General features: G+C 69.7%; 20 protein-coding genes and 1 pseudogene. 13 read left to right on the top strand and 8 right to left on the bottom strand.

Features of this window, described 5'->3' with window-relative positions; genetic code table 11:
• The first annotated feature begins 50 nt into the window (after positions 1–50).
• The 5 genes and pseudogenes from ACIA5D_RS39540 to ACIA5D_RS39520 all read left to right on the top strand — a co-directional run.
• Positions 51–638, top strand: coding sequence for an SPFH domain-containing protein (locus tag ACIA5D_RS39540; protein WP_396035637.1), 588 nt, complete (start codon positions 51–53; stop codon positions 636–638).
• Positions 638–1,264 carry a hypothetical protein gene (locus ACIA5D_RS39535; protein WP_396035636.1) on the top strand — a complete coding sequence of 209 codons (627 nt, stop codon included), beginning with the start codon at positions 638–640 and terminating at the stop codon, positions 1,262–1,264. The genes ACIA5D_RS39540 and ACIA5D_RS39535 overlap by 1 nt, the downstream gene beginning before the upstream one ends.
• Before the next feature lie 79 nt (positions 1,265–1,343).
• Positions 1,344–2,387 carry a chitinase gene (locus ACIA5D_RS39530; RefSeq protein ID WP_396035635.1) on the top strand — a complete coding sequence of 348 codons (1,044 nt, stop codon included), beginning with the start codon at positions 1,344–1,346 and terminating at the stop codon, positions 2,385–2,387.
• Positions 2,388–2,977: 590 nt separating this feature from the next.
• A complete protein-coding gene (locus ACIA5D_RS39525; RefSeq protein WP_396035634.1) occupies positions 2,978–3,781 on the top strand; it encodes an alpha/beta hydrolase in 804 nt (267 codons plus the stop codon).
• Positions 3,782–3,891: 110 nt separating this feature from the next.
• Positions 3,892–4,308, top strand: a pseudogene (locus ACIA5D_RS39520) (AAA family ATPase); the annotation flags it as partial.
• Positions 4,309–4,473: 165 nt separating this feature from the next.
• Here the strand turns inward: ACIA5D_RS39520 and ACIA5D_RS39515 are convergent.
• The 4 genes from ACIA5D_RS39515 to ACIA5D_RS39500 all read right to left on the bottom strand — a co-directional run bounded on the left by ACIA5D_RS39515 (position 4,474) and on the right by ACIA5D_RS39500 (position 5,810).
• Complete coding sequence (locus ACIA5D_RS39515) at positions 4,474–4,851, bottom strand: hypothetical protein (protein ID WP_396035633.1); 378 nt, start codon at positions 4,849–4,851, stop codon at positions 4,474–4,476.
• A 185-nt stretch (positions 4,852–5,036) separates the two neighbouring features.
• Positions 5,037–5,189: a hypothetical protein gene (locus ACIA5D_RS39510; protein ID WP_396035632.1), complete on the bottom strand. Its 153-nt coding sequence runs from the start codon at positions 5,187–5,189 to the stop codon at positions 5,037–5,039.
• Positions 5,190–5,217: 28 nt separating this feature from the next.
• Positions 5,218–5,490 carry a hypothetical protein gene (locus ACIA5D_RS39505; protein ID WP_396035631.1) on the bottom strand — a complete coding sequence of 91 codons (273 nt, stop codon included), beginning with the start codon at positions 5,488–5,490 and terminating at the stop codon, positions 5,218–5,220.
• Positions 5,491–5,585: 95 nt separating this feature from the next.
• Complete coding sequence (locus ACIA5D_RS39500) at positions 5,586–5,810, bottom strand: hypothetical protein (protein ID WP_396035630.1); 225 nt, start codon at positions 5,808–5,810, stop codon at positions 5,586–5,588.
• Positions 5,811–6,358: 548 nt separating this feature from the next.
• Here ACIA5D_RS39500 and ACIA5D_RS39495 point away from each other — a divergent pair.
• Entirely contained in the window at positions 6,359–6,637 is a 279-nt protein-coding gene (locus tag ACIA5D_RS39495; RefSeq protein ID WP_396035629.1) for a helix-turn-helix transcriptional regulator, read from the top strand.
• On the opposite strand, the gene ACIA5D_RS39490 is transcribed toward ACIA5D_RS39495, so the two are convergent.
• Positions 6,634–7,260: an SDR family oxidoreductase gene (locus ACIA5D_RS39490; protein ID WP_396035628.1), complete on the bottom strand. Its 627-nt coding sequence runs from the start codon at positions 7,258–7,260 to the stop codon at positions 6,634–6,636. The two genes, ACIA5D_RS39495 and ACIA5D_RS39490, sit on opposite strands and share 4 nt — an antisense overlap.
• Positions 7,261–7,270: 10 nt before the next feature.
• A complete protein-coding gene (locus tag ACIA5D_RS39485; RefSeq protein ID WP_396035627.1) occupies positions 7,271–7,465 on the bottom strand; it encodes a hypothetical protein in 195 nt (64 codons plus the stop codon).
• A gap of 162 nt (positions 7,466–7,627) precedes the next feature.
• Here ACIA5D_RS39485 and ACIA5D_RS39480 point away from each other — a divergent pair, with 162 nt between their 5' ends.
• Positions 7,628–7,996, top strand: coding sequence for a hypothetical protein (locus ACIA5D_RS39480; RefSeq protein WP_396035626.1), 369 nt, complete (start codon positions 7,628–7,630; stop codon positions 7,994–7,996).
• A gap of 16 nt (positions 7,997–8,012) precedes the next feature.
• On the opposite strand, the gene ACIA5D_RS39475 is transcribed toward ACIA5D_RS39480, so the two are convergent.
• Complete coding sequence (locus ACIA5D_RS39475; RefSeq protein WP_396035625.1) at positions 8,013–9,257, bottom strand: CdaR family transcriptional regulator; 1,245 nt, start codon at positions 9,255–9,257, stop codon at positions 8,013–8,015.
• A gap of 161 nt (positions 9,258–9,418) precedes the next feature.
• Between ACIA5D_RS39475 and ACIA5D_RS39470 the strand changes: the two genes are divergently transcribed.
• Genes ACIA5D_RS39470 through ACIA5D_RS39455 form a run of 4 tightly spaced genes read left to right on the top strand, consistent with a single transcriptional unit; the run spans position 9,419 to position 12,987 of the window.
• On the top strand, positions 9,419–10,354 hold the full coding sequence (locus ACIA5D_RS39470; RefSeq protein ID WP_396035624.1) for a substrate-binding periplasmic protein: 936 nt from the start codon (positions 9,419–9,421) through the stop codon (positions 10,352–10,354).
• 13 nt (positions 10,355–10,367) lie between these two features.
• Positions 10,368–11,111: an amino acid ABC transporter permease gene (locus ACIA5D_RS39465; RefSeq protein ID WP_396035623.1), complete on the top strand. Its 744-nt coding sequence runs from the start codon at positions 10,368–10,370 to the stop codon at positions 11,109–11,111.
• Positions 11,108–11,905, top strand: coding sequence for an amino acid ABC transporter ATP-binding protein (locus tag ACIA5D_RS39460; protein WP_396035622.1), 798 nt, complete (start codon positions 11,108–11,110; stop codon positions 11,903–11,905). The genes ACIA5D_RS39465 and ACIA5D_RS39460 overlap by 4 nt, the downstream gene beginning before the upstream one ends.
• Complete coding sequence (locus tag ACIA5D_RS39455; RefSeq protein WP_396035621.1) at positions 11,902–12,987, top strand: NAD/NADP octopine/nopaline dehydrogenase family protein; 1,086 nt, start codon at positions 11,902–11,904, stop codon at positions 12,985–12,987. The genes ACIA5D_RS39460 and ACIA5D_RS39455 overlap by 4 nt, the downstream gene beginning before the upstream one ends.
• A gap of 16 nt (positions 12,988–13,003) precedes the next feature.
• On the opposite strand, the gene ACIA5D_RS39450 is transcribed toward ACIA5D_RS39455, so the two are convergent.
• Positions 13,004–13,648 carry a TetR/AcrR family transcriptional regulator gene (locus ACIA5D_RS39450; protein WP_396035620.1) on the bottom strand — a complete coding sequence of 215 codons (645 nt, stop codon included), beginning with the start codon at positions 13,646–13,648 and terminating at the stop codon, positions 13,004–13,006.
• 54 nt (positions 13,649–13,702) lie between these two features.
• On the opposite strand from ACIA5D_RS39450, the gene ACIA5D_RS39445 reads away from it, so the two are divergent.
• Positions 13,703–14,077: a nuclear transport factor 2 family protein gene (locus ACIA5D_RS39445; RefSeq protein WP_396035619.1), complete on the top strand. Its 375-nt coding sequence runs from the start codon at positions 13,703–13,705 to the stop codon at positions 14,075–14,077.
• Positions 14,078–14,080: 3 nt separating this feature from the next.
• Positions 14,081–14,929, top strand: coding sequence for a TIGR03560 family F420-dependent LLM class oxidoreductase (locus tag ACIA5D_RS39440; RefSeq protein ID WP_396035617.1), 849 nt, complete (start codon positions 14,081–14,083; stop codon positions 14,927–14,929).
• The last annotated feature ends 336 nt before the right edge of the window (positions 14,930–15,265 follow it).

Raw genomic sequence — 15,265 nt, 5'->3', positions numbered from 1 at the left:
GCAGATCGAGCGGCTTCTCCCGGCTGGAGAGGTCGGGGCCGCCGCTCCGCGTGACGCTGGGTGATCGAACCGAGGCGACGATCGCGACGACGGTGCGATTTCAGCTGATCGCCGAGCGGCTTCGCGAGGTGCACGAGCGATTCGGGCCGAACGGCGTCTTCGGCATCGTCCGCGATCAGAGCGCACGCGCCGTGCGGGCCACGCTCAGCGACACCGACGTCGGGATCGAGCAGTTCTTCGGCGCCGACCGTACGGCCTGCGAGGTGCGCCTGGCGGAGGCGGTGCGCAAGTCCCTCGAGACCGAGGGAATCAACATGACCGGGTTCGTGCTGGGCGCGGTCGAGCTCGGCAAGACCGGCGAGGTCATCCAGGCGACGGTGCGGGCACGGTACGAGCTCGAACGCGAGCGGGCGGAGGCCGAGACCAGGGCGGTACGCGCTCTGAACGACGCGAGCCTGGAGCAGAAGCTGGGCGCTCCGAGCGACGCGGCGTGGCGGTACCGGGAAACCGACCTGTGGCGTGACCTGGTGGAGCGGACCAACGCGCTGCAGGTCGCCTTGCGGGCCGGGCCCGGGACCGCGACTCCAGGAAGGGCCGTGGACGACCCCGCCAATCCACCCGGTCAAGGCCCGGCCTGATGGATGAGGAGCGCACGTTCGGCGACCGGGTGCTGGAGGTCATTGCCGTGGTGCTGCTGGCCATCTCGACCCTGGGCACCGCCTGGTGCGGCTATCAGGCGTCCCAGTGGTCCGGCGTCCAGACCGACGACAACCGGCAGGAGACCAACCATCGGCTGGAGGCCAACCGGCAGTTCGCCATGGCCATCCAGACGTTCTCGTACGACTCCAGCGTGATCGCCTTCTACGCACAGGCGGTCCAGGCGAAGAACACGGGGCTGGCCAATTTCTACCGCAACAGCATGGCGCGCAAGGACCTCCTGCCGTTTCTGGTGAAGTGGGAAGCCACGGTCCGCGCCGGCGGCACACCGACGCCGCTGCTCGAGGATCCGCAGTACATCCAGGCCCAGACCAGCGGATATCAGAGCGAGCAGGAGGCGGCCGAGGTGGCTGCCCGTGCCGCGCAGAAGGCAGCCGACACGTCGCAGGCCTACACCCTGAACACGATCCTGCTGGCGGTGGCGCTGTTCTTCGCCGGGGTCACGGCCTCGTTCCGATACCGATCCGTGCGCACGATGCTCATCGTGCTGTCCATCCTGACCTTGGCCTTCGCCGCGACGAGGCTGGCCGACCTGCCGGTGGCGTGATGTCTTCCGCCATGTTGACATGGGCCTCGGTCGATCTTACGGTCGGACTGTCAAACATCTTTACTATTAAGGCCGGCCGATGCCCTTCACCCGTCTGCTCCTCGCCGCCTTCACCGCTACCGCCGTCGTGGGCGCGGGCGCCACCCCCGCGTACGCCGATTGCCCGCCCTTGCCGGCACACGTGTTCTCGCCGTACTTCCAGGCCTATACCGACGCCGACCCGGCGGTGGTCAGCAAGGCCTCCGGCGCGCGCTACCTGACCATGGCCTTCCTGCAGACGCAGGTGACCGGCTCGTGCGAGGTCCTGTGGAACGGCGACCCCGCCACGCCCGTGACCAGGTCCGTCTACGGGCCCGAGATCACCAAGATCCGCGCCGCCGGTGGCGACGTGGTGCCGTCGTTCGGCGGGTACAGCGCGGACAGCACCGCCACCGAGATCGCCGACAGCTGCACCGACGTGGGCCGCATCGCCGCCGCGTACGAGAAGGTCATCACCACGTACGGCGTCACCCGGCTCGACATGGACATCGAGGACGCGTCGCTCGACGATCTCGCCGCCGTCGACCGCCGCAACCAGGCCATCCACCTCGTGCAGCGGTGGGCCGAGCGCCGGCACCGCCCCCTGCAGATCGTCTACACCCTCCCGACCGCACCGGCCGGCCTGGAGGACAACGCCATCAACGTCCTGGCCAGCGCCCTGCGCTACGGCGCCCGGGTCGACATCGTCAACATCATGACCTTCGACTACTACGACGACCAGCCGCACGACATGGCCGCCGACACCAAGACCGCCGCGTACGGCCTGTTCGGCACCTTGCGAACGCTCTACCCCCACCGCTCCGCGGCCCAGCTGTGGGCGATGGTGGGCATCACCGAGATGATCGGCATCGACGACTACGGCTCCGGCGGCGAGACGGGACCGCTGGAGGTGCTCACCCTCGCCGGCGCGCAAACGGTCGTGCGGTGGGCCACCGAGCACAACATCGGCGAGCTGTCCTTCTGGGCCCTGGGCCGCGACAACGGTGGCTGCCCCGGCACCCCCGGCTCCGACGACTGCTCCGGCGTCGCCCAGAAGCCCTACCAGTTCACCCACCTCATGGCGCCGTTCACCCACCGCCGCTGAGCGCGGCTGGCGCCGATGCCGCCGCCCAGGCCGACGAGTCACGACGTCGCGCCTGGGCGGACGAGGCCGGTCCGGCCCTCCTCGATCGGGTCGGCGGCGCGTGCGACCCGCCCGGACGTGGCCCACTTCGGCCACGGCCGCGCTGATCGCGGGCGGTAGGACACGTCGATGACCGCCGGTCAGTGCGACGAGCAGCACCGCCGCGGCCGGCATGTCCACGGTGTTGCGGATGACGCGCGGCACCAGGAGGTAGTTCTCGGCCAGTTGGTAGAGGGCGAAGAAGACCACGACCAGGATGGCCTGCGGCCACAGACCGACGGTGAGCAGCGCGACAATTACGCAGATAGTGGCGCCGAGCGCCGCCCGGCGTGGCCATCGCGAGTCCCCTCCATCGGTGCTTCCGATCCTGCGCCCGCCGCATTGTCCGTCGCATCCGTCTTCGCGCGCCAGGAGAGGGCGCGGATGCAATGCCGGCCCCGATCGTGGGGCCAGGGACGGGACCAGGGCTTTCACGGGTGCGACGGGCGGGGCGGATCTCGACTCTGGGGCGCGGACCGGAACCGAATGTGTCAAGGGGGGAAACGATGAGCATGGCAACACGACGAACCGTTTTGAAGGGCACCGCCGCGCTGGCCGGTGCGGTCGTGGCAACGACAACTGGCCTGGCGCCGGCGGCACAGGCACACACCGGCGGCGGGCGCCCGAAAGCGAACGTCCTACTGGTACACGGGGCGTGGGTCGACGGGTCGAGCTGGAACGCGGTCACCGCGATCCTGCAGCGGCAGGGCTACACCGTGGTCTGTGTGCAGCTGCCGCTGACCTCGCTGGCCGACGACGTGGCCTGGACCAGGCATGTCCTGGCCGAGCGGCTGCAGGGCCCGACGGTTCTGGCCGGGCACTCGTACGGCGGCGCCGTGATCTCCGGGGCTGCCACCGGGGTCCCGAACGCCGTCGGGCTGGTGTACGCCTCGGCGTTCGCGCCGGACGAGGGCGAGACGCTGGGTGGGCTCAACGCCCAGTTCCCGGCGCCGCCCGGCCTCGCGTTCGTGCAGCCCGACTCGCTGGGCTTCCTGTGGTTCGACCCGGCCGCGATTCCGGCCAACTTCGCCCCGGACATTCCGCTGGCGGACGCGCGAGTGCTGGCCGCGGTGCAGAAGCCGATCGCCGCGCAGTGCTTCGGCGACCCGGCCGGGCCGCCGGCGTGGAAGTCCCTGCGGTCGTGGGCGCTGGTCTCCACCCAGGACCGCATGATCAACCCCGACCTGGAGCGCTTCATGGCCAAACGCAGCGGCGCGACCACCATCGAGGTCCGTTCCAGCCACGCGTCGCCGGCCTCCCACCCCGACAAGGTCGCCGGGCTGATCGTCGCCGCCGCCCGCGCGGCGCGTACATAGGGAAACACTGATCATCCGGACCAGGTGATGCGACGCCACCTGGCGGGGTGGCAAGCTGATCGCTTGGCATTTGCCAATGTGCAAGCGATCGATCCCGCCGGGTGGTGGCCATGTCACAGGCGATTCCAGAGCCAGCTCTTCGCGGCCGGCAGGGCGAATGCGAGCTGCTGCGCCAGGTGCTGACCGACGCCCGCGAGGGCAACAGCCAGGTCCTGGTCCTGCGCGGCGATCCCGGCTCCGGCAAGACCGCGCTGCTGGACTATCTCTCCGGCCTCCTCGCCGGCTGGCGCCGATTGGCGGCAGTCGGCGTCGAGTCGGAAATGGAGCTCGCCTACAGCGGCCTGCATCAGCTCTGTTCACCGGTGCTGGATCGTCGCGATCGACTGCCCGACCCTCAGCGTGACGCCCTCTCGGTCGTGTTCGGCCTGAGCTCGGGGCCACCGCCCGACCGATTTCTGGTCGCCCTCGCCACCTTGAGCCTGCTGGACCAGGTGGCCGAGGACGAGCCGCTGGCCTGCGTGGTCGACGACGCGCAATGGTTGGATCAGGCATCGGCGCAGGTCCTCGCGTTCGTGGCGCGCCGCCTGCTCGCCGAGCCCATCGCGATGGTCTGCGGGGCCCGGACCGGCACCGGGGATGCGGTGCTGGCCGGCCTGCCCGCGTTGCCGGTCGGCGGCTTGGGCCCGGACGATTCACGGTCCTTGCTGCTGACCAACGTGACCGGTCCGATCGACCCCGAGGTCGTCGATCAGATCGTGGCCGAGAGTCACGGCAATCCGCTCGCCCTGCTCGAGCTGCCCCGCACCTGGACAGGTCACGATCTTGCCGGCGGCTACGGCCTTCCAGACAGCCATCCGGTGTCCAGCCGGGTCGAGCAGAGCTACGTCCAGCGGCTGACCTCGCTTCCGAGCGACACCCAGCAGCTTCTGCTGATCGCGGCGGCCGAGCCGCTCGGCGATCCGCGTCTGCTCGAGGCGGCCGCGGCCGTGGCCGGCATCGACGTGGCCGCGGCGGCCCCGGCGATCACGGCCGGGCTGCTTCGCCTGAACTCCCGGGTGGAGTTCGCCCATCCGCTGGTGCGCTCGGCGACGTACCGATCCGCCGGGCCCGATCAGCGTCAACGCGCGCACCGCGCCTTGGCCGAGGTGACGAACGCGAGCACCGACCCGGATCGTCGCGCGTGGCACCGCGCCCGGGCCATCAAGACGGCCAACGAGGATGTGGCCGCCGAGCTCGAGCGGTCGGCCGGCCGCGCTCAGTCGCGGGGCGGGTTCGCCGCCGCCGGCGCGTTCCTGTCCCGGGCGGCCGAGCTGACACCCGACCCGGCCCGGCGTAGCGGGCGGGCGCTCGGGGCGGCGTTCGCCAACGTGCAGGCGGGCGCGTTCGACACCGCGAGACGGATGATCACCCTGGCCACTGACGGCGGCGCCGACGAGCTACAACGAGCGCAGATCGATCTGCTCGGCGCCCAGTTGGCCTTCGCCTCCAGCCGCGGCACAGAGGCGCCGCCGCTGCTGCTGGCGGCCGCGCGACGCCTGGAACCGCTTGACGTGCAATTGGCCCGGGAGACCTACCTGGACGCGTTCACGGCAGCGTTGTTCGGTGCCCGGCTGAACGAGGGCGTCGGTATCACCGAGATCGCCGAGGCCGCACGGACCGCGGCCGGGCAGATCGGGCCCGAGCCCAGCGCCGCCGATCTGTTGCTCCAAGGGCTGATCGCGTTGGCCGGCGACTACGCCGCCGCGGCGCCGGTCTGCCGGGCCGCCGTGCAGCGGATGGCGGCCGGCTGGACGCCGCCGCCGGATCAGCTACGCCGGTTGTGGCAGGGCTGCGTCGTCGCCATCGAGGTCTGGGACGACGAGGGCGCGTACGTGTTGGCCCAGCGCCATGCCGAGATCGCCCGCCGGGCCGGAGCGCTGAGCGAGGTGGCGCTGGCCCTCAGCTCCCAGACGCCGGTGCTCGTCTTCTGCGGTGAGCTGGCCGCTGCCGCGGCCGCCGTCGCGGAGACGGAGTCCGTGCAGGAGGCCACCGGCATCACCGCCGCCCCCTACGGCGCGTTGATCGTGGCCGCCTGGCAGGGCCGCGGCGATCACTCCGATCGCCTGATCGCGACCACCCGGCTCGCCGCGACCGCCCGCGGCGAGGGCATCGGCGTGGCCATCTGTGAATACACCCGGGCCGTGCTGGCCAACAGCGGCGGCCGGTATCGCGACGCGATCTCGGCCGCCCGCGACGCCGGCGCCTATCGGGAGGTCGTCGTCGAGAACTGGGCCCTCCCCGAGCTGATCGAGGCAGCCTCCCGCGCGGGCGAGCCTGAGCTGGCGCGGACGAGCTTGGCTCGGCTGACCGAGAAGACGCAAGCAAGTCACACCGATTGGGCGCTCGGCGTGGAGGCACGCTCGCGCGCGCTGCTGAGCGACGATCGGCACGCCGAAAATCTGTACCGCAGCTCGATCGATTGCCTGACCCGCACCCGGATGCGCGGCGATCTGGCGCGAGCCCACCTGCTACGGCGAATGGCTGCGCCGGACGAGCCGCCGCGTCGACGCCCGCCACGAGCTGGAGACCGCATACGAGATGTTCGCCGCGGCCGGCATGGCGCTCTTCGCCGAGCGGGCCCGGCACGAGCTGTCGGCCACCGGAGCGACCGTACGCAGGCGTGGGCTCGACCAATCCACCGAACTGACGCCTCAGGAGACGCAGATCGCGCGTCTGGCGGTCGAGGGACAGACGAATGCCGAGATCGGCGCCCAGCTGTTCATCAGCAGCCGGACTGTCGAATGGCACCTGCGGAAGGTCTACACGAAGCTCGGCATCAGCTCACGCCGGTATCTCCACGCCGCGTTTCCCGATTAGCCGCCGTCGTCCAGGCCGAGGGTCGCACCGGTCACCACCGGATCGGTCATGAGCTGAACCGCCCGCTCCGCCACGCCGCCGAGGCTCCCGGGCCGCCAGATGATCAGGTTGACCCGGACCGGAACGGCCTCGACCGCGAGGTTCGCGACGAGGGCCGGCAGCGCGGCAGCGGTGATCGCCGCCAGCGTCCGGCCGTCGCCGGGTCGCCCGGCCCCGGCGACGAACACCAGCGAACCGCCGTCACGCATCTCCTGCCGGGCGTATCGGGCGATGCAGATCGGCATCAGGAGCTGCTCGAGGGCATCGCGCGCCCGGGCAAGATCGATCTCGCCGAGCCGCGCCGCGTACGGCTCGCCGCCGCTGAGCATCACATGATCGACATTTCCAGGCAGGCCGGCGAGAAACGTCTCCAGCCGGCCGGCGTCCGACTCGTCGAACGCGACGGTCGCCTCCACACCGATCTCGTCGGCCACGTCCTCGAGCGGCCCGGCATGCCGATCGGTGAGGATCAACTGGGCGCCCTCCCCTTTCGCCCGGCGGGCGGTTGCCAGGCCGATGCCGGTGCAGCTTCCGATGATCAGGACGGTCTGCCCCAGCAGGGCCGACGGCGAAGCGCCGGACATCGTCGATCTGTCATTCCCCGGACGCGAAGGCCGACGCCAGGGCTCGCCCCAGGTCGATTTCCGCGTCACGGGTCTGCAGGCCGCGCTGCAACACGGCGATCTGGGCGATGCTGATCATCTGGCTCGCGCCCGGCACCTTGATCTCGGCGAAGAGGACGGCGCCCTCGTCCCGTACGGCGATGGTCTCGAGAACGAATGGGGACATCGTGGCACCTTTCCCGTTGAGCGCTACCGCTGTCGCCAGAATGGCGCGGCGGCCCGCTTCAACGCACCCGTGCACCCCCTGGCCGGCCCGCGGGAGTCCCTGGTCGATTCCTCGAGATCGAACCGATAGCCCGTGGGGGTCGGCCAAGCCCGTGCAGCCGGGATGTCACGGATCGCGCCGCGGCTCGGTCCTCTTGAGGAAGGGTCAGGCAGCCGGCGGCTGTCCGACGACCCGCCCGAGAGCTCACCAACCGGTAACGAGTCAGGAGGCAACACCCACCAGGAGACCTGGGTCGACTACGACCTGGACGACCGCGCCCCGCTGCTGTTCATCAGCGGCGGCAAGGACCACCTGATGCCGCCCGCGGTGATCCGCTCGAACGCCAAGAAATACCGCGGCTCCGAGGCGCTCACGGATTTCTACGAGTTCCCGGAACGCTCCCACTTCACCGGCGTCGAGCCCGGCTGGGAGCAGGTGGCCGACTACGCGCTCAACTGGGCGGTCAGCCACGCCCGAGCGCCACGGAGCTGACCACGGCAAGTTCCCTTCACGCGCCTGGGCCTGGTGGCAGGCCTTCGTCGAGTTGCTCGGCGAGGCAGGCCAGGTACAGCGCCAACGTCGCGCGGTGATCGCCGACCGACCGGTCGGTCAGGCGGGAGATCCGCTTCAGTCGATAGACCATGGTGTTGCGGTGGATTTGCAGTGCGTTCGCCGCGCGCACCAGGTTGAACCCGCTGTCGCACCAGGTCAGCACGGTCTCGCGGAGCGCGGGCCAGTCGTTCTCGGCTTGCAGCCGGGTGGTCAGGGCGTCGACGAAGCGGTTCCGCGGATGCTGGCCGGTGGCGGCGAGGAACTGATGGATCCGCATCTCGTCGATGGTGTTCACCGCGGGCCGGCCCGGCAGCCGGGTGCCGAGCCGGGCCGCGGTGCTCGCACCTTGGTACGAGTCGTGGAGTCCCGCGATCGTGGCGGCCGGCGTGCCGATCCCGACGGCAGCATTAAGGCCGTGCCGGCGACCGATCTGTTCGACGAGCCGCCCGCAGCTCGCGCGCAGAGCCTCGGCCCGGCTGTCGGCGGCGGCGGCCGGCCTGGCCCGGTGCAGGACGACGAACCGGTTCGAGGGCATGGCGGCCACGATGTCGTCCGGCCCGGCGACGTGGGCGCGGATCGTGCCCAGGACGGACAGGCGCAGGGTCGGCTCGACGGAGTCGTTCGGATCGGCCGGCGCCGGTGGGGCGCCGTCGCCGATCGAGGCCGTGATGTCGATGACGACCGCGATCCGCCACACGCCGAGGTCGTAGCCCAGCTCGGCGGCCCGGTACCCGACCAGGTCCGGTTCGCCCCGGTCGGCGCTGAAGTGGGCGATGTCCCGGACGAGCTCGTCGAGTGCCTGCTCTCGCACCAGACGGGAGCGCAGCAGCCCGGACTCCTGCAGGAGGATCTCGGTCTGCCGCTTGACGACGAGCCCGAACCGGCGCACCTGGACCGGTGAACCGGTGATGCCGACCGTGCCGACGGCGGTGTCGCCGATGACGATGGGGAGGGTGATCCCGGGTCGCACGCCGCGCATCTGGTGCGCCTCGGCCGCGTTGTGGGTGGCGGACCGCTGGGTGCGGACGACGTCGATCGACGCCTCGTGAAAGGTGCCGACCCGGGCCCGCTCGCCGCTGCCGATCACGATGCCGTCCCGGTCGGTGATCAGCACGTTGAACCCGATGATGTCGGTGGTGTCGCCCGCGATCTCCTGGGCGAGCTGCGGGGTGAGCACCGGCGCGACAACCGGGTCCGCCATGAGCTGGTCCTTCCTCGCCGCGAAGAAGCCTTGTACGAAGCGTACAACCATGGCCACCACTGGCAGTTGACGTCTATACCGAACGCCCAATGACTTCGCCTGTGGGCGAGCTTAATATCAGCAAAATCACACCGCCGGACGAGCGATGAGGATGAGGTCCGATGAGTGAGCGACGGATACTTTCGCCGGCCAAGGCCTTAGCGGTCGTCGTGGCGGCCGGCGTGCTGTTGACCGCCGGCTGTAGTTCCGCGGAGACGACGGCGACATCGAACGGTTCGGCGTCGGCCGGTCTGGGCACGATCGAAAAGGGCAAACTCAAGGTCGCCATCGAGCCCTACATGCCGTATACCGACATCAAGAACGGCAAGATGGTGGGTCTCGACGCCGAGATCCTGCAGGCGGCCGCCGGCGCTCTCGGCCTGCGGATCGAGACTCAGATGACCGACTTCAAGGGCATGCTGAACTCCGTGCAGTCCGGCCGGGCCGACGTCACCATCGGCGGCATCGGCTGGAGCAAGGACCGTGCCGAGAAAGGCCTGTTCACCGATCCGGTCTACTACTCGCCGGCGGCCATGGCCGTGGTCGGCGACAAGCCCTACAAGACGGTGGACGATCTGAAGGGGCTACGGCTGGGCACCGTCAGCGGGTACGTCTGGGAACAGTCCATCAAGGCGGTCGACGGCGCACAGACCAAGGTGTACCCGGATGCCAACGGGTTCTTCGCCGACCTCGCCGCCGGTCGCATCGATGTCGGCTTCATCGACCCGCTGCTCGTCACCTATCAGCGGCAGGTGCAACCGAACTCGAAATTCCAGCTCCAATACCTGACACCGCCGACCGATGCGCAGATCGCCGCGAAGCCCGCGTTCAAGGACTTCCGCCAGATCCAGGTCAGTTTCTATCTGCCCAAGCAAGCGTCGGCGCTGGAGAAAGCCCTGGACGCCCAGATCGACAAGCTTTACCAGAACGGGCAGCTGGCGGCGATGGTGACCAAGTGGGGCGGCGATCCCCAGCAGTTCTGCAAGCCCGATCCCTATCTGGAGACGCTGCGTCAGGGCGTCGACCGCCCGGCCGGCTGGAAACTGCCGACCATCTAGACGGGGAGCGCACATGATTTCCTGGCTGCAGAGCCGCGGGTACTGGCCGTTTCACGTCGCGTGGTCGGAATGGACGTCGACGCTGCTGGACGGCTTGCTGAAAACGATCGAGTACGCGGCGCTGGGCTTCCTCGCCGCCGCGCTGCTGGGTCTCGTCCTGGCGCTCATGCGCACGAGCCGGATCGCCCTGGTGCGCCTGCCGGCGAGCATCTACACCGAGCTGTTCAAGAACGTCCCGCTTCTGGTGATCATCTCGGTGACCTACTACGGCATCGTCCAGTTCGGCATCAAGCTGGGCGTCTTCGAGGCCGGCGCGCTCAGCCTGGCCATCTTCTACGCCGCGTACCTGTCGGAGATCTTCCGTTCCGCTCTCGTCGGCGTCCACGGCGCCCAGCGCGAAGCGGCGCAGGCCTTGGGCCTGAACCGCTGGGCCACCTTCGCGCATGTGATTTTCCCGCAGGCGCTGCGGCTCGCGCTGCCCGGCACCAACACGATGCTCGTCGATCTTCTGAAGTCGACCTCGCTGCTGACCGTCATCGCCGCCGGCGAACTGATGGCCGTGGGCAACTCGGTCGCCTCGCAGACCTTCGAGCAGATGGAGGTCTTCCTCGTCATCGGCGCCATCTACTTCGCGCTCTGCTACCCCTTGTCGCAAGCGCTGTTGTGGCTGGAACGGAGGGTTCAGGCCGGTTCCCCGCTGTCGCCGGCCCGGTCCCGGCGGCTGCGCGCCGCCCGCGAACTGCTGGACGTCGCATGAACAGCGGGCCGACTCCGGTGATCACCATCGAGAGCCTGGTGAAGTCGTTCGACGGCCGGACGGTGATCGACAACGTGGACCTGACGGTGGCCCCGGGCCGCATCGTCAGCGTCATCGGCCAGAGCGGTGGCGGCAAGAGCACGCTGCTGCGCTGCGTCAACCTGCTGGAGAAGCCGGACCGCGGCCGGATCGTGATCGCCGGCGAGGAGGTGTTCGCCGGTGGCCGGGTGGTCTGCGGCGACCTGGCCCGGCTCCGCCAGTCCGTCGGCATGGTGTTCCAGCGCTTCCACCTCTTTCCGCACCTGACCGCCGTGGAAAACGTCATGGTCGCCCAGCGGAAGGCGGCCGGGGTGCCGGAGAAGCAGGCGCTCGAGACCGCGGTTCGCCTGCTCAAGCGGGTACACCTCGCGCACCGGGGACTCGCCTTCCCCGACCAGATGTCCGGCGGCGAGCAGCAACGGGTGGCGATCGCCCGCGCGCTGGCCCTGCAGCCCAAGGTGCTGCTGTTCGACGAACCGACGTCCGCACTCGACCCGGAGTCCACCCGCGAGGTGCTGCGAGTGATGCGCGAGCTCGCGGACGACGGCATGACCATGGTGATCGTCACCCATGAGGTCCCGTTCGCCCGGCGCATCTCGGACTGGGTGGTCTTCCTCGACGGCGGCCGGATCATCGAGCAGGGCACGCCCGCGGAGGTGCTCGACCATCCGACGCAAGCGCGGACCCGAGCCTTCCTGACGTCGTTCGACGACCTGCAACCGGCTGAGATCACAGACCAGGAGACACATTCGTGAAGGAAACCGTTGCCGTGCTCGGCGGGGGCCACGGGGCACACGCGATGGCAGTCGACCTCACCTCGCGCGGTTTCCCGGTGAACCTGTTCGAGACGCCCGAGTTCTCCGGCGGCATGCGGGAGGTGTTCCAGACCGGGACCATCCACTCGTCCGGAATGATCAATGGCAGCTTCCGGCTCAACAAGGTCACCAGCGACATCGGCGAGGCCATCGACGGCGTGCGGTACATCCTCGTCGTGACGCCGGCGTTCGCCCACGACGCGTACACCCGTCTTCTGCGCGGCCGGGTCACCGGCAACCAGGTGATCGTGGTGTATCCGGGCGCCTTCGCCGGGCTGCTGTTCCGGACGGCGTTCGGCGACCTGGACTGCCCGGTCGTCGCCGAGGTCAACAACCTGCCGTACGACACCCGGCTGGAGGCGCCGGCCCGGGTCGTCATCCACGGCTACAACCCGGTCAACATCGCGTTCATGCCGGCCGAGAAGGGCGCCGATCTGATCGACGAGATGCGGGCCATCCACCCGTACGAGAAGGTGTATTCCGATGTTCTCGAGGCCGGGCTCAGCATCGTGAACCCGGGTGTGCACGCGGGCCCCTGCCTGCTCAGCATCACCGCGATCGAGAACTCGGCGAAGCGGCCGTTCTTTCTGTACGAGCACGGCGTCACCCCGGGCTCGTGCCGGATCAACATCCAGGTGGACAACGAGCGCAAGGAGATCGGCCGGCGGCTCGGGTACCGGCTGACGCCGATCGAGGACTTCACCGGCCTGAGCGAGGGGTACACCTGGCAGGAGCTCTACATGAGCATCCACGGGAACATCTCGCTGACGCCGATCGCCGGGCCGCACACCGTCTCGAGCAGGTACTTCACCGAGGATGCCCCGTACGGCCTGGTGCCGTGGAGCATCATCGGCAAGGCCATCGGCGTCGCGACGCCGGTCATCGACTCGATCGTCAACATCTACAACGTCGTGAACGAGCGCGACTGGTGGGCCGACGGGCGGACGCGCGACGACCTCGGGCTGGAGGGCCTGTCGCCGGAGGAGATCAAGTCCTACGTCCGGACCGGCAAGCGGAGGTGAGCTCGCGGGGTGGAGCTCACCGGCCCGGCGCCTGCACCCCGTAGTCGCCGAACCCCTGCTCGAGCAGGGCGAACGCGTCCACCGCCGACCGCGCGAGCCGGTCCGCGAGTCCGGCCGGGATCGGGTCGGCCAGCGCTGCCTCCCGCGCCTGCAGGATGAGCGCCCGCTGCACCGCGACCAGCCCGTGCGCCACCACCCGCGCGGTCAGCCGCTCCTCGGCGGTGACCCCGCCGAGGGCCGCGGCGAGCAGTTCGGCCGTACGGGTCAGTGAGATCTGCTCGCGGCCCTGCAAGGTCAAGCTTTCCGTCACCACCCGGTTGACCGTGCGCAGGCGGTCGAGCGCCTGCTCGTCGTCGCTGTCGAGCTGCTGGATGAGCCCGCCCTGGGACAGCAGCAGGCGCCGGAACGCCGCCGTCACCCCCTCGCCGGCCGGCCGGTCGGCCACACCGCGGACGAGGCGCTCGCCGTACTCGTCGAGGCGGAAGAAGAAGAGGTCTTCCTTGGTGGCGAAGTAGTTGAACACGGTGGCCTCGGAGACATCGGCCGCGCGCGCGATCTCGGCCACGGTGATCCGTCCGAAGCCATGGTCGGCGATGAGCACCCACGCCGTGTCGGCGATGTGCCGCCGGGTGCGCTCCTTCTTCTGCTCGCGCAGTCCCACTACGCCTCCCCTTCGGGTCTTGTGTTAGAGCGACTCTAAGTTTAGAGTAACTCTATGAATGATGACAAGGAAGCGATCGTCACCACCCTGCAGGACCGCGTGAACCGGGCGCTGCTCACCGGAGACTGGCACACGCTGACCGACCTGGTCGCGCCGGACGCGCTCATCACCGGGCCGCGCGGCTACATGATCACCCGGGACAACTGGATCAACGTCCACCGAGAGGAGGCGTACGAGCAGGTCCGGCTGGACGTGGTGGAGTCGACGGTGCACGCGTACGACGCGGCCGGCGTCCGGTTCGACCTCGTCGAGTCGGAGTGCATCTACCACGGTGAGACGATCAAGGGCCGGTTCCGGGTCAGCCAGGCCTGGGCGAGCCACGGCGGCCGATGGCAGCTCACGTCCGTGCAATACACGACGGCGGCCTGAGCCATGGACGTGAGCATCAGCATCACCGCGTACCCCTCCGCCGACGCCGCGGCGGCCCTCACCGACCTCGGCCAGGCCGCCGACGAGCTGGGCCTGCACACCGTCTGGGCCACCGACCACCTCATCCAGGCCGACCCGATGGCGTCCACCACCGATCCGATGCTCGAGGCGTACGCGGTGCTCGCGTTCCTGTCCGCGACCACCCGCCGGGTACGACTCGGCGCGATGGTGAGCCCGGTGACGTTCCGTCCGCCTGCCCTGCTGATCAAGACGGTGACCAGCCTGGACGTGCTCTCCGGCGGGCGGGCGTGGCTCGGGATCGGCGCCGGGTACCAACAGGACGAGGCGCGCGACATGGGCCTGCCGCTGCCGGCGACGCGGGAGCGCTTCGAGCACCTGGAGGACACGATCCGGCTCGCCGCGCAGATGTGGCGGGGCGACACCGCACCGTTCCACGGCTTCCACGCCCGGCTCGAACGCCCGGTGAGCAGCCCGCCGCCGGCGACGACGCCACGCCCGCCCATCCTCGTCGGCGGGACGGGCGAGCAACGGACGCTGCGCCTGGTCGCCCAGTACGCCGACGCGTGCAACCTCTTCGACATCCCGGACGGCGGCGTCACGATCCGGCACAAGCTCGCCGTGCTGCGCGAGCACTGCGCGGCGATCGGACGCGACGACGACATCGCCAAGACGGTGAGCACCGCCCTCGGCGACGACGAGCCGCCGGCCCGGTTCGCCGAGCGCTGCGCCGTGCTCAAGTCCTACGGCGCCGACCACGTCGTGGTCATCACCCGCGGGCGCCCGTTCACGCTCGCCGACCTGGAACGCGTCGCCGCGGCCACCGCCGTGTAGCCGACCGGCGCACCCTCGCCGCGCGGAACAGACGGGGCGCGAACGGTCTCGATCAGCAATTGCGTGATACGGTCGACATTCGCGGTTGATTTCTACCGATGCCACACGCGCCGAATGCGCGTACGGCCGAATCTCTTCGCCCGCGCGGTAATTTCGATTTGTGCGAGCCGCAGCGACGCGTCCACCCAGCTAGACCCGGGCGCCGGGCAATCCGGAGGGTGGGAGATGTTCCTCGTTCCGGCACCTTTGCCCGCGGCCACGGCACCGTTCCGGAAACTGTCTTCCGACCGCGGCGGATCGACTGGTTCAGCGATTCGTCGCGGTCGGGATGTACCT

The organism is Actinoplanes sp. NPDC051513 (genome assembly GCF_044454685.1).
Taxonomy (GTDB): Bacteria; Actinomycetota; Actinomycetes; order Mycobacteriales; family Micromonosporaceae; genus Actinoplanes.
This window is presented reverse-complemented; position numbering and strand designations above follow the sequence as displayed.

What these genes read in the sequence shown, in the direction of transcription:
- ACIA5D_RS39525 (WP_396035634.1), top strand. Translation starts at nt 2,978, where the DNA reads ATGGCAACACGACGAACCGTTTTGAAGGGCACCGCCGCGCTGGCCGGT.
- ACIA5D_RS39445 (WP_396035619.1), top strand. Translation starts at nt 13,703, where the DNA reads ATGAATGATGACAAGGAAGCGATCGTCACCACCCTGCAGGACCGCGTG.
- ACIA5D_RS39480 (WP_396035626.1), top strand. Translation starts at nt 7,628, where the DNA reads ATGTCACGGATCGCGCCGCGGCTCGGTCCTCTTGAGGAAGGGTCAGGC.
- ACIA5D_RS39490 (WP_396035628.1), bottom strand. Translation starts at nt 7,260, where the DNA reads ATGTCCGGCGCTTCGCCGTCGGCCCTGCTGGGGCAGACCGTCCTGATC.
- ACIA5D_RS39470 (WP_396035624.1), top strand. Translation starts at nt 9,419, where the DNA reads ATGAGTGAGCGACGGATACTTTCGCCGGCCAAGGCCTTAGCGGTCGTC.
- ACIA5D_RS39460 (WP_396035622.1), top strand. Translation starts at nt 11,108, where the DNA reads ATGAACAGCGGGCCGACTCCGGTGATCACCATCGAGAGCCTGGTGAAG.
- ACIA5D_RS39515 (WP_396035633.1), bottom strand. Translation starts at nt 4,851, where the DNA reads ATGGGCGAACTCCACCCGGGAGTTCAGGCGAAGCAGCCCGGCCGTGAT.
- ACIA5D_RS39440 (WP_396035617.1), top strand. Translation starts at nt 14,081, where the DNA reads ATGGACGTGAGCATCAGCATCACCGCGTACCCCTCCGCCGACGCCGCG.
- ACIA5D_RS39495 (WP_396035629.1), top strand. Translation starts at nt 6,359, where the DNA reads ATGTTCGCCGCGGCCGGCATGGCGCTCTTCGCCGAGCGGGCCCGGCAC.
- ACIA5D_RS39475 (WP_396035625.1), bottom strand. Translation starts at nt 9,257, where the DNA reads ATGGCGGACCCGGTTGTCGCGCCGGTGCTCACCCCGCAGCTCGCCCAG.
- ACIA5D_RS39465 (WP_396035623.1), top strand. Translation starts at nt 10,368, where the DNA reads ATGATTTCCTGGCTGCAGAGCCGCGGGTACTGGCCGTTTCACGTCGCG.
- ACIA5D_RS39530 (WP_396035635.1), top strand. Translation starts at nt 1,344, where the DNA reads ATGCCCTTCACCCGTCTGCTCCTCGCCGCCTTCACCGCTACCGCCGTC.
- ACIA5D_RS39535 (WP_396035636.1), top strand. Translation starts at nt 638, where the DNA reads ATGGATGAGGAGCGCACGTTCGGCGACCGGGTGCTGGAGGTCATTGCC.
- ACIA5D_RS39485 (WP_396035627.1), bottom strand. Translation starts at nt 7,465, where the DNA reads ATGTCCCCATTCGTTCTCGAGACCATCGCCGTACGGGACGAGGGCGCC.